This is a genomic window from Streptomyces cyanogenus (assembly GCF_017526105.1).
Classification (GTDB): domain Bacteria; phylum Actinomycetota; class Actinomycetes; order Streptomycetales; family Streptomycetaceae; genus Streptomyces; species Streptomyces cyanogenus.
The window spans coordinates 2,016,793-2,028,059 of the sequence record NZ_CP071839.1; the positions used below are offsets into that span (position 1 = coordinate 2,016,793).

11 protein-coding genes and 1 pseudogene are annotated in these 11,267 nt (G+C 73.5%); 4 read left to right on the plus strand and 8 right to left on the minus strand.

Annotation, left to right across the window (positions count from 1 at the left end; genetic code table 11):
• Window positions 1-24: 24 nt before the first annotated feature.
• A complete protein-coding gene (locus S1361_RS08965; protein ID WP_208031310.1) occupies window positions 25-1,182 on the plus strand; it encodes a TDT family transporter in 1,158 nt (385 codons plus the stop codon).
• Here the strand turns inward: S1361_RS08965 and S1361_RS08970 are convergent.
• Window positions 1,094-1,813, minus strand: coding sequence for a helical backbone metal receptor (locus S1361_RS08970; protein WP_208031311.1), 720 nt, complete (start codon window positions 1,811-1,813; stop codon window positions 1,094-1,096). The two genes, S1361_RS08965 and S1361_RS08970, sit on opposite strands and share 89 nt — an antisense overlap.
• 118 nt (window positions 1,814-1,931) lie before the next feature.
• On the minus strand, window positions 1,932-2,504 hold the full coding sequence (locus S1361_RS08975; protein WP_208031312.1) for a helix-turn-helix domain-containing protein: 573 nt from the start codon (window positions 2,502-2,504) through the stop codon (window positions 1,932-1,934).
• 332 nt (window positions 2,505-2,836) lie between these two features.
• Between S1361_RS08975 and S1361_RS08980 the strand changes: the two are divergent.
• Both S1361_RS08980 and S1361_RS08985 read left to right on the plus strand, forming a co-directional pair.
• Window positions 2,837-3,768 (plus strand): annotated as a pseudogene (locus S1361_RS08980) (5'-3' exonuclease).
• 113 nt (window positions 3,769-3,881) lie between these two features.
• Complete coding sequence (locus S1361_RS08985) at window positions 3,882-4,730, plus strand: siderophore-interacting protein (RefSeq protein WP_208031314.1); 849 nt, start codon at window positions 3,882-3,884, stop codon at window positions 4,728-4,730.
• 83 nt (window positions 4,731-4,813) lie between these two features.
• Here the strand turns inward: S1361_RS08985 and S1361_RS08990 are convergent, their stop codons facing one another.
• Window positions 4,814-5,395: a GNAT family N-acetyltransferase gene (locus tag S1361_RS08990; RefSeq protein ID WP_208031315.1), complete on the minus strand. Its 582-nt coding sequence runs from the start codon at window positions 5,393-5,395 to the stop codon at window positions 4,814-4,816.
• Between the two features lie 88 nt (window positions 5,396-5,483).
• Between S1361_RS08990 and S1361_RS08995 the strand changes: the two genes are divergently transcribed.
• Entirely contained in the window at window positions 5,484-6,428 is a 945-nt protein-coding gene (locus S1361_RS08995; protein ID WP_208031316.1) for a pseudouridine synthase, read from the plus strand.
• Window positions 6,429-6,452: 24 nt separating this feature from the next.
• Here the strand turns inward: S1361_RS08995 and S1361_RS09000 are convergent, their stop codons facing one another.
• The 5 genes from S1361_RS09000 to S1361_RS09020 are packed head-to-tail and all read right to left on the minus strand — an operon-like array spanning window position 6,453 to window position 11,125.
• Entirely contained in the window at window positions 6,453-7,949 is a 1,497-nt protein-coding gene (locus S1361_RS09000; protein ID WP_208031317.1) for a cytochrome P450, read from the minus strand.
• A gap of 45 nt (window positions 7,950-7,994) precedes the next feature.
• Window positions 7,995-8,615, minus strand: coding sequence for a GTP-binding protein (locus S1361_RS09005; protein WP_208031318.1), 621 nt, complete (start codon window positions 8,613-8,615; stop codon window positions 7,995-7,997).
• Window positions 8,596-9,045, minus strand: a complete 450-nt coding sequence (locus S1361_RS09010; protein ID WP_208031319.1) for a DUF742 domain-containing protein — start codon at window positions 9,043-9,045, stop codon at window positions 8,596-8,598. The genes S1361_RS09005 and S1361_RS09010 overlap by 20 nt, the downstream gene beginning before the upstream one ends.
• Window positions 9,042-9,446 (minus strand): roadblock/LC7 domain-containing protein, encoded by a 405-nt coding sequence (locus S1361_RS09015; protein ID WP_208031320.1) that lies wholly within the window; start codon window positions 9,444-9,446, stop codon window positions 9,042-9,044. The genes S1361_RS09010 and S1361_RS09015 overlap by 4 nt, the downstream gene beginning before the upstream one ends.
• Entirely contained in the window at window positions 9,443-11,125 is a 1,683-nt protein-coding gene (locus S1361_RS09020) for a sensor histidine kinase (protein ID WP_243769128.1), read from the minus strand. Before S1361_RS09020 ends, S1361_RS09015 begins: the two co-directional genes overlap by 4 nt.
• Between the last annotated feature and the right edge of the window lie 142 nt (window positions 11,126-11,267).

The following is an 11,267-nucleotide window of genomic DNA, read 5'->3' on the forward strand; positions in this document are numbered from 1 at the left end:
GACCGCCCGCGGGACCGTGGGGACATGGTCACCGCAGCCCAGCCCCTGCCCCTCCCCCGTGCCGCCCGGCTCCGGCACCTCGGCCCCAACTGGTACGCCTCCGTGATGGGCACCGCCGTCGTCGGTTCGGCCGGCGTCGCACTGCCCGGACCCGCGCACGGACCGCGCGGTGTCTTCGCGGCCGTCTGGGCGCTGTCCCTGCTCCTGCTGGTGATCCTGCTGTCCGCCCGGGCCGTGCACTGGAGCCGCCATCGCGACCAGGCCCGCGCCCACCTCCTCGACCCCGCCGTGGCCCCCTTCTACGGCTGCCTGGCGATGGCCCTGCTGGCGGTCGGCGGCGGCGCCCTGACGGCCGGCCGGGAGCTGATCGGCACGCGGGCGGCCGTCGCCCTGGACGCCGTGCTGTTCACCGCGGGTACGGCGGTCGGGCTGGGGGCCGCCGTGGCCGTGCCGTACCTGATGGCCGCGCGGCATCGCGTCGAGGCCGCCCAGGCCACCCCGGTGTGGCTGCTGCCGCTGGTCGCGCCCATGGTGTCAGCCGCGCTGGGCCCCCTGCTGGTGCCGCACCTGCCGCCGGGACAGCCCCGGGAGACCCTGCTGCTGGCCTGCTTCGCGCTGTTCGGGCTGAGCCTGCTGGCCGTGCTGCTGATGCTGCCGCTGGTCTTCGCCCGGCTGCTCACCGCCGGGCCGCTGCCGCTCGCGCTCACCCCGACCCTGTTCCTGGTCCTCGGCCCGCTCGGCCAGTCCACCACCGCCGTCGGGCTGATCGCGGACGCCGCCCCCGGGGTCGTACCGGCCCCGTACGACCGGGGTCTCGGCGTGTTCGCCGTGCTGTACGGAGTGCCGGTGATGGGGTTCGCGCTGCTCTGGCTGGGGCTGGCCACCGCGCACGTGGTGCGGGCCCGGCGCCGGGGCATGGGCTTCACGCTGACCTGGTGGGCGTTCACCTTCCCGGTGGGAACCTGTGTCACCGGCGCCGCGGCCCTCGCCCGGCACACCGGTCTGGCGGCGTACGAGGCCCTGGCCGCCGGCCTGTACGCCGTCCTCGTGGCCGCCTGGCTCGCGGCGGCCCGGGGCACCGTGCGCGGCCTGCTCAGCGGTGAGTTGCTCGCAGCGCCGCGGACAGCACCCGTGGCGCTTCCGTCAGGGACGGGCCGTACCACGTCAGGTGCCGTCCGCTGACCAGGGCGCAGGGCACACCGGGGAAGGCCTCCGGGCCGTCGTCGGCGGTGAACCGGTACGGCTCGTCGGGCAGCACCACCACATCGGGGCGCACCGCCCGCAGCTCCTCCAGGGGGACGCGGGGGTAGCGCTCGGGGTGCGCGGCGTACGCGTGGTCCACGCCCAGGCGGGCCAGGACGTCGCCCGCGAAGGTGTCCCGGCCGAGGACCATCCACGGCCGGCGCCAGACCGGTACGACCGCCGTCCTGCGCTCCGCCGGCCCGGGCTGCGCCGCCCAGGCGGCCTCGGCCGCGTCCAGCCAGCGGGGCCGGCCCGGCGCACCGCACGCCGTGAGCACCCGCTCCAGCTCGGTGAAGGCCTGCGGCACCGCGCGCACCTCGGTGACCAGCACCTCGACGCCCGCCGTGCGCAGGGCGTCGAGGTCGGGGGCGCGGTTCTCCTCCTCGTTGGCGATCACCAGGTCGGGGGCGAGGGCGAGGACGCGGTCGATCCGGGGGTTCTTGGTACCGCCGATCCGGGTCACCGCGAGGTCCGCCGGGTGGGTGCACCAGTCGGTGGCGCCGACGAGGACGCCGGGCAGGGTGACGGCGACCGCCTCGGTGAGGGACGGAACCAGGGAGACGACGCGCACTACGCACCCCCGGCGCGGTCAGCGCCCGGAAGGGGCCCGGGGAACCACGCGACCGGCCACGGCGGCGCCACGGACGCTCCGTGCCCCCGCACGCCTCCGCCCCTCTCCCGCCGGACCCTCAGCGGGACCTGTCCTGAACGGCCTCGATGTGCTCCGCCACCGCGACCACGATGATCCGGGTGTCCGGCACGGTGGCCCGCCACCGGTGCCGTACCCCGCCCGTCAGATACAGGGTGTCGCCGCGGCCGAGCCGGTACGCGCGCCCCTCGGCCTCGATCTCCACCGCGCCGTCGGCGACGTACATCAGCTCGTCGTTGCGGTGCTGGAACTCGCGGCCGGCGTCGTGGTCGCCGGTGAACTCCGAGGCGTGCAGCTGGTGGTGGCCGCGCACCAGGGTGCGGGTGCGCGGGTCGAAGTCGCCCTCGGGGAGGTGCTCGGCGCGGACGACGTCCACGCTGGCGGCCGGGTCGGCGGCGGCGAGGAGTTCGACGGCCGTGGTGCGCAGCGCGTCGGCCAGCTTTTCGAGGGAGGTGCGGCTGGGGCGGGCGCGGTCGTTCTCCACCTGGCTGAGGAAGGGCACCGACAGGCCGCTGCGCTCGGCCACGACGGCGAGGGTCAGTTCCAGCGCACGGCGGCGCCGCCGGACGGCCGCGCCCACCCGAACGGGCTGCTGCTCTTTGTGGTCGCCCATCGCTCCGGCTCCCTCCCTCGCTCGTCGTGCCGCTGTCCGAGTGCCCGCTGCGGGGCACACCTCTTCCGATGACTTCTCTGCACCCTACGCATGTTCGGCAAACCGTTTCACGTGCCTGCCACATCCCTGACATTCCCGTGATCCCCCACCCTGCCGGTTCGCGCCAGTGATCGGGGGCCGGTGACCGGTCCGGGGCCCGGTCACCCCGGAGGATGAACATGCCGACCAGCTGGGCGGGGCGCCCCGGCTCGGGCCCGTGTTCCTGACGCAGGGTGATTGGCCTGATCCTTGCCGTAGCCGAAACGCCCGCCTGGCTGTCGGTGGCGTACGGCATGATGCGTGCGTGACCGGACGACTCATGCTTCTCGACACCGCCTCGCTGTACTTCCGCGCGTACTTCGGCGTCCCGGACTCCGTGAAGGCGCCGGACGGCACGCCCGTCAACGCGGTCCGCGGGCTGCTGGACTTCATCGACCGGCTGGTCAAGGACCACCGGCCGGAGCACCTGGTGGCCTGCATGGACGCCGACTGGCGCCCGCAGTGGCGGGTGGACCTCATCCCCACCTACAAGGCGCACCGGGTCGCCGAGGAGCACGAGGGCGCACCGGACGCGGAGGAGGTGCCGGACACCCTCGCCCCGCAGGTGCCGGTGATCGAGGAGGTGCTGGACGCGATCGGGATCGCGCGCGTCGGCGTCGCGGGGTACGAGGCGGACGACGTGATCGGCACGTTCACCACGCGGTCCGCGGGCCCGGTCGACATCGTCACCGGTGACCGCGACCTGTACCAGCTGGTGGACGACGAGCGGGGGATCCGGGTGCTGTATCCGCTGAAGGGGGTCGGCACGCTGCAGCTGACCGACGAGGCGGTGCTGCGCGAGAAGTATGGCGTCGACGGGCGCGGGTACGCGGATCTGGCGCTGCTGCGCGGCGACCCGAGCGACGGCCTGCCGGGCGTGGCCGGGATCGGCGAGAAGACGGCCGCCAAGCTGCTCGCCGAGTTCGGCGACCTGGCCGGGATCATGGCGGCGGTCGACGACCCGCGGGCGAAGCTCACGCCGTCGCAGCGCAAGCGGCTCACCGAGGCCCGGCCGTACGTCGCGGTCGCGCCGAAGGTGGTGCGGGTGGCCGACGACGTGCCGCTGCCGGACGTCGACACGGCCCTGCCTCGGGCCCCGCGCGATCCGGCGGCGCTGGAGGCGCTGGCCCACCGGTGGGGCCTGGGCGGTTCCCTGCAGCGGCTGTTGACGACGCTCGCACGCTGATCCTTGTCGGAATATTCCGGTAAAGGGATCCCGGCGGCCACCGGGGGAACAGGTGTGGAATCGGAGCGGGATGCTAACTTAGGTAAACCTAACCAATCTCGCAGGAGGCTGTGATGGCAGAGCGTCCGGGACGAAAGCCGCGCAAGGCCCATACCGCCGAAGTGCTGCGCACCGAGCGGCTGACCCCGCACATGCAGCGTGTGGTGCTCGGCGGCGAGGGCCTGGCCGGATTCGCCGCGGACACCTGCACCGACCACTACGTGAAGCTGCTCTTCGGCGCCGACGGCGTCACCTACCCGGAGCCGTTCGACGTGGACCGGATCCGCGCCGAGTTCCCACGCGAGCACTGGCCGGTGACCCGGACGTACACCGTGCGCGCCTGGGACCCGGCCCGGCGCGAGCTGACCCTGGACTTCGTGGTCCACGGCGACGAGGGCCTGGCCGGCCCGTGGGCCCTCCGGGCGCGGCCCGGCGACACCGTGCGCTTCCTGGGCCCCGGCGGCGCCTACGCGCCCGACCCGGAGGCCGACTGGCATCTGCTCGCCGGTGACGAGAGCGCGCTGCCCGCGATCGCCCGTGCCCTGGAGACGCTGCCCGCCGGCGCCCGTGCGCACGCCTTCGTCGAGGTGTCCGGCCCCGAGGAGGAGCAGAAGATCGACACCGAGGTACCGGTGGTCTGGCTGCACCGCGGGGGCCGGCCGGTCGGCGAGGCCCTGGTGGAGGCCGTGCGCGGGCTGGAGTTCCCCGAGGGCCGGATGCACGCGTTCGTGCACGGCGAGGCGGGCTTCGTGAAGGAGCTGCGCCGGCTGCTGCGGGTCGAGCGGCAGGTCCCGCGCGAGGACCTGTCGATCTCCGGCTACTGGCGCCTGGGCCACGATGAGGACGGCTGGCAGGCCTCCAAGCGGGAGTGGAACGCCCGGATCGAGGCCGAGCAGGAGGGCGCGCCGGCAGCGGCGGCCTGAGCGGACGTACGACAGCGGCGGCGCCCGAGCCGGGTGCCGCCGCTCTCGCTGTCGCCGTCCCCGCGGTGAGGGACCGGTGGGTCTCAGTCGCCGCGCACGCGCGCGTGCAGGTGCATGTCGTGCCAGCCGTCCGGGTGGTTCAGGGCGCTGCGCTTGGTGCCCTCCAGGGCGAACCCGGTCTTGCCGGCGACCCGGCAGGACGCCTCGTTGGCGGTGGCGTGGTTGAGTTCCAGGCGGTGCAGGCCGAGCTCCTCGAAGGACCAGTGGGCCAGGGCCGCCGTGGCGCGCACGGCGACGCCCCGGCCCCGCGCCCGCGCCACCGTCCAGTACGCCACCTCGGCGACGCCGTCGCCGAGCAGGATCTGGCGCAGCGCGACCCGGCCCAGCAGCGCGTCCGTGGCCTCGTCCACGACGGCCCACTGTGCCTCGCGCTCGTCCGCCCACCCCTGGTGCCACTGCGTGATCCAGCCGGCGGCCTCCTCGGCGGAGTCGCAGGACCTTATGTGCCACTGCCGCAGGACCGGGTCCTGGAAGGCGGCGTGCACGGCGGGCGCGTCCTCGGCCCGCCACGGGCGCAGGACCATGCCGCCGCCGGCGGGGAGAGTGGGCTGGGGGGCGCGGGCCAGGGCGCCGGGCGCCACGACCGGGCTGGTGAGATAGGGCATGGCCGACATCCTGCCGACTGCGCGGCCGTGGCCGCACCCGGTTTCGGCCCCCCGTCCCGGTGACCGTGGCCCCGTACCCTTGACCGCGATGAGACGCCGTACGCCGCCCCCGCCCGCCCCGCTCCCCCAGCGCGAGGGCGTCGACCCCGTGCGGGTACGGCTGCCCGTGGGCGGGGCGTGGGCCACCGTGCGGGACCATCTGGTGGAGCGGCTGACGGGGGCCGGGCCCGGGACGATCGACTCGATGCTCGCCGCGGGGCTGGTGGTCGGGGCCGACGGGCGGGCCGTGGCGCCGGACGCGCCGTACCGGCCGGGGATGTGCGTCTGGTTCCACCGGGAGCTGCCCGTCGAGGTGCCGGTGCCGTTCCCGGTGGAGGTGGTGTACCGGGACGAGCACATCGTGGTGGCCGACAAGCCGCACTTCCTGGCCACCACTCCGCGCGGGACGCACGTCGCCGAGACCGCGCTGGCCCGGCTCCGGCGCGAGCTGGGCGTCCCGACGCTGACCGCGGCCCACCGCCTGGACCGGCTCACCGCCGGGCTGGTGCTGTTCACGGTACGACCCGAGGAGCGCGGCGCGTACCAGACGCTCTTCCGGGACCGACGGGTGCGCAAGGAGTACGAGGCTGTGGCGCCGTACGATCCCACGCTCGCCCTGCCCCGGACCGTGCGGAGCAGGATCGTCAAGGAGCGGGGAGTGCAGGCCGCCCGGGAGGTCGCGGGCGAGCCGAACGCGGAGACCCACGTCGAACTGACCGGCCACCGCGCCGGGCTCGGCCGCTACCGGCTCGTCCCCACGACCGGCCAGACCCACCAGCTCAGGGTGCACCTGAATGCCCTGGGCATCCCCATCCTCGGCGACCCGCTCTATCCCGAGGTGGCCGCTCCCGAACCTCCTGGCACCTTCCGCCGCCCCCTCCAACTGCTGGCCCGGAAGCTGGAGTTCACCGATCCGGTCACGGGCACGGACCACGCGTTCACCAGCGACCGCGCACTCCACGCCTGGTCGTCGTACGAGACCTGGGCCGGCTGAGACCGGCCCCCGGGAGAGAGGGGCTCACTCGCCGTGCCACCAGGCCAGGAGCCGGTGCCAGAAACCGCGGGGGCGGGGGGGTTGCGGGGGCGCCGGAGGGGCCGGGGGCGGGGCGAGGGTGGCGCGGACGGTGACCGGCTGGGGGCCGGCGGACGGTGCCGGGTCGGTGCTCAGGGTGCCGACCTGCCAGTGGGAGCGCTGCTGCGGGACGGGCATGGCCTGCGGCGGCAGGTCGACGTCCTGCTGCGGCTTCGGTTCGAAGCGCACCGGCAGGGCCACCAGGTGCCGGGAGGCGATGGACGCCCGCCAGCGCAGGTCCTCCTCGGCGCAGTCGAGCTGGATGTCGGACAGCCGGGTCAGCAGCGCGTCGACGCCGACGTCCGCGATGGCACGGCCGATGTCCTGGCCGGGGCACTCGTGCGGGCCCCCGCCGAAGGCGAGATGCGCGCGGTTGCCCTGCATGCTCGCGGACAGGTCGGGCCGTACCCGCGGGTCCACGTTGCCCGGGGCGGGTGCGAAGAGCAGGCCGTCGCCCTTGCGGATCTGCCGGCCGCCCAGCTCGGTGTCCTGCTTGGCGTAGTAACCGAAGACGGTACTGAACGGCGGCTCGTCCCACAGGGACTGCTCGATCGCCTCCGGCACCGTCATCTGGCCGCCGTTGAGCTGGGCGCGGAACCCCGGCTCGGTCAGCACCATGCGCAGCGCGTTGGCGAGGAGGTTGGCCGTGGCCTCGTAGGCCGCGAAGAGGACGACCCGCAGGTGCTCGCGCACCTCGTCGTCGGTGAGCCCGGCGGGATGGGTGATGAGGTGACTGGTGAAGTCGTCCTCGGGCTCGGCGCGCCGCCGGGCGGTGAGCCGGCTGAGCGCCTCCATGACGTAGGTGTGGCTCTGGATGGCGGTCTCGGTGCCCTTGAGGGCGTCCCGGGCGGCCTGCACCATCCGGTCGTTGTACTCCTCGGACATGCCGAGGACCTCGCACATCACGGCCATCGGCAGGTGCTCGGCGAACTGGGAGACCAGGTCGGCCCGCCCCCGCTCGCAGAAGCTGTTGACCAGGATCTGGGTGTAGCGGCCGATGTGCCGGCGCACACCGCGGTGGTCGATGGTGGCGATGGCCGCGGTGACCGCGCCGCGCAGCCGCTCGTGCTCCTCGCCCTCGGCGTGCGAGCAGATGGGCTGCCAGGCGATGTGCGGCATGAGCGGATGGTCGGGCTTGACCCTGCCGTCGAGCAGCGGGGTCCAGATCCGGCTGTCGCGGGTGAACTGCGAGGGGTTGCGCACCAGGTGCAGGTTCTCGGCGTGGCCGAGGACCACCCACATCGGCACGTCGTCGTGGAGCAGCACGGGTGCCACGGGGCCGTGCTCCTCGCGCAGGCGCTCGTAGAGCTCGCCGAGGTCCTCCGCCTCGGGGCCGTAGAGCCGGCGCGCTCCCCCGGGGACGAGGCCGTGCGCGGGGCAGCCCGGCGGCGGTCCCGAGAGGGTGTCGTGCGTGCCGGTCGGGGAGGGTGGTTCAGGCGTCACAGTGGTCGCTCCGGAACGAAACGGGTAGGGGTCGGGGACTGCCGGTCAGGTGAGGGCGCCGGACATGGCGAGCGAGTGCAGGAAGCGCATCAGGGTCATCAGCACGTCCTTGCTGGAGGCCCGGCGGCGCACGTCGCACTCGATGATCGGGATCTCCGGGCTCAGGTCGAGCGCGGTGCGCAGTTCCTCGACGGGGTAGCGGGGGGCGTCCGGGAAGGAGTTGACGGCGACGACGAAGGGCACGCCGCCCTCCTCCAGCCGCCCCATGACGTCGAAGCTGACCTCCAGGCGCCGGGTGTCGACCAGCACGACCGCGCCGAGCGCGCCTTCGAACAGGCCGTTCCACAGGAACCAGAAGCGCTCCTGGCCCGGGGTGCCGAAGAGGTAGAGCACCAGCTTCTCGGTGATGCTGATGCGGCCGAAGTCCATGGCCACGGTGGTGGCCGTCTTGGACTCCGAGCCGTAGTCGTCGTCGACCCCGATGCCGGCCTGGGTCATGGTCTCCTCGGTGGTCAGCGGTCTGATCTCGCTGACCGAACCGACCATGGTGGTCTTGCCGACGCCGAAGCCGCCCACGATCACGATCTTCACCGCGGCCTGCGCCGTGTGCGGCAGCTGGTCCTCGGTGCGCGGGCCGGGGAGGGTGTCAGAGCCTTTGAAGTCCATGCATCACCGCTTCGAGGAGTGATCGGTCGGGGACGGCCTGGCGGACGATGGGGGCGCGCGTGTGCACCAGTTCGGCCGTGATCAGCTCGGTGAGCAGGACGGTCATCGCGCTGAACGGAAGCCTGAGGTAGGCCGAGAGCTCCGCCACGGACAGCGGGGCGTGGCAGAGACGGAGCACTGCCGTCTGCTCCGGGGTGGCGGAGACCGGGGGCGCGGCACGCGCCACGATCAGCGTCACCAGATCGAGATCGGTGCGGCCGCCGTCGCCGGACCCGGCGACGGAGTACAGCCGTTCCGGGTTCTCACGCGGACCCTGGCCGTCCGCCGCCTCCGGCGGCGCAGGCTGCGGTGGCTGCGACGGCCGGGGAGCCGGCTGCGGCTCGGGGGTCAGGGGCTGCGGCCGGCGCCGCGTGCGTCGTGGAGGGGTCATACGGTCTGCCCGTTCCGCCGGGGCGGACTGGTGAGGTGGGCCCCGATCCGGACGACGAGGTCGCGCATCATGCCGCTCATCCGCCCCGGTTCGCAGGTCACGTCGGAGAGCACCGCGAGGTAGGCGCCGGGGCCGGCGTTCATGAGGTAGAAGTAGCCGCCGTCGATCTCGAAGACGACGGTCTTCATGTCGCCGGCTTCGGGCATCTCCTGGATGATGGCGCCGGCCAGGCTCTGCACGCCCGCGCAGGCGGCGGCCACCCGGTCGGCGGCGTCGGGGTCGCCGCCGTAGCGGGCGATGCGCAGTCCGTCGGCGGAGAGGACCACGATCATCTCGATGCCCGGCACGCCGTCGTTCAGCTGCTTGAGCATCCAGTCCAGGTTGCCTCGCTGCTGGATCACTTGAGGTCCCCCTCGTCGTCGGCCTCGGTGACGTCCTCGGTGGCGCCTTCCGCGTAGTCGGCCGAATCGTTGAGCAGATGCAGGTACTTGGTCGGGTGGAGCGTGAAGTCGGTCAGTTCGTGGGTGGGAGTGTCCGGCGGCATGCCCTCGCGCAGGCCGTTCCAGAAGTCCTCCATCCACATGCCCGGGGGCCGCTCCATGAGCTTCTTGCGCTCGGGGTCCATCTCGGGCTCGGGCTCCGGCTTCCGCTGCGACCAGATGGTCGGCCGGCCCTCGCGCTCGGCGCGTTCGATGGCGGCCTTCTCGGCGTACCGCTGGCTGAGCGGGGTCCGCACCCGGCTGCGGCGCTGCGGCAGGCCGCCCGCGGTCCACTCGGTGACCTCGGGGACGTCGTCCTCCAGGGAGACCCCGGCGGGGATCTTGGGGCTGGTGGGGCGGCGCTTCTTGGGCGGGCGCTTGGGGCCCTCGACGGCGTCCGCCGTCGGGATGCGGATGGAGGCGGCGCCGATGCCGTGGGCCTGCGCGGCGCCGACGCCGGGCTCGGTGGTCGTCATGACGCGCGGTACGACGAGGATGGCGCGCACCCCGCCGTAGGCGGAGGAGCGCAGCGAGACCTCCATGTCGAACCGCTTGCAGAGGCGGCCGACGACGGCGAGGCCGAGGCGCGGGTTCTCACCGAGGTTGTGCGCGTCCTCGCCGTTCTTGGCGTCCTCGATCATCTGCTCGATGCGGGCGCGGGCCTCCTCGCTCAGGCTGACCCCGCAGTCCTCGATCTCGATGACCACGCCCGCCTGCACCTCGACGGCGGTGACGTGCACCTTGGTGGAGGGTGGCGAGTAACGGGTGGCGTTGTCGAGGAGTTCGGCGGCGGCGTGGATGACCGGCTCGACCGACGTGCCCTTGATGTTGATGTTGACGATGGAGGCGAGGTTGATGCGGCGGTACTCCAGGATGCGGGACATCGCGCCGCGCAGCACGCTGTAGAGGGAGACCGGCTTGGGCCACTGGCGGCCTGGCCGGCCGCCGCCGAGGACGGAGATGGTGTCGGCGAGCCGGCCGATCAGCGAGGTGCCGTGGTCGATGCGCAGCAGGTCGTCGAAGACCTCGGGGTTGCGGCCGTGGTCCTCCTCCATCTCGCGGAGTTCGTTGGCCTGTTGGTGGACGATGGCCTGGACGCGGCGGGCCACGCTCACGAAGGAGCGCTCCGTGGCGTCGCGCATCGAGATCTCCTGGTCGGCGCCGCGCAGCGCCATGCGGATCAGCTCGCGGTAGCCGTCCGGCAGGGAACGCAGGTAGGGGTCCGCGTCGAAGACGTCGCGTACGACGTTGCGCAGTACCTGGCCGCGGCGCAGCCGGTAGAAGCCGTTGGGCAGGACCTCGGTGGCGAAGCGCTCCATCAGCTCGTTGTGGGCGGCGATCCGCTGCTCCAGCTGCGCCGTGTGACGGGCGTGTTCGGCCTGTACTTCGCGGAGCCGACGGCCGCGGCGGGCGGCCTCCCCGGCCGTGCCGAGGACCAGCAGCACGGCCAGCGCTCCGCACACACCGACGGCGAGCCGGGCCGAGGGCTGTACCAGGGCGACGGCGGTGCCGGCCGCCGCGGCCATCACTATGGCCGGTGGCAGGAGTACCCGCGCATAGGGGCGTTCGCGGCGGCCGGGAGGCTTCTGAACACTCACCATGGATGCCTTCTGAGACGAATCGGCTGGGTGTCGGGGACGCTTGCGGGGGGAAGGTACATGAAGCATCGGGACGTACGGCACGTTTGGGAACAGACGCACGAATTGCCTCAACTCGGTGCGCCGCGGGCGAGCTTAGTCCGAC

Bases quoted from the DNA above. Each gene is read 5' to 3' on its own strand.
- S1361_RS08995 (WP_208031316.1), top strand. From the start codon at position 5,484: ATGAGACGCCGTACGCCGCCCCCGCCCGCCCCGCTCCCCCAGCGCGAG.
- S1361_RS08985 (WP_208031314.1), top strand. From the start codon at position 3,882: ATGGCAGAGCGTCCGGGACGAAAGCCGCGCAAGGCCCATACCGCCGAA.
- S1361_RS08975 (WP_208031312.1), bottom strand. From the start codon at position 2,504: ATGGGCGACCACAAAGAGCAGCAGCCCGTTCGGGTGGGCGCGGCCGTC.
- S1361_RS08965 (WP_208031310.1), top strand. From the start codon at position 25: ATGGTCACCGCAGCCCAGCCCCTGCCCCTCCCCCGTGCCGCCCGGCTC.
- S1361_RS09005 (WP_208031318.1), bottom strand. From the start codon at position 8,615: ATGGACTTCAAAGGCTCTGACACCCTCCCCGGCCCGCGCACCGAGGAC.
- S1361_RS09020 (WP_243769128.1), bottom strand. From the start codon at position 11,125: ATGGTGAGTGTTCAGAAGCCTCCCGGCCGCCGCGAACGCCCCTATGCG.
- S1361_RS09010 (WP_208031319.1), bottom strand. From the start codon at position 9,045: ATGACCCCTCCACGACGCACGCGGCGCCGGCCGCAGCCCCTGACCCCC.
- S1361_RS08990 (WP_208031315.1), bottom strand. From the start codon at position 5,395: ATGCCCTATCTCACCAGCCCGGTCGTGGCGCCCGGCGCCCTGGCCCGC.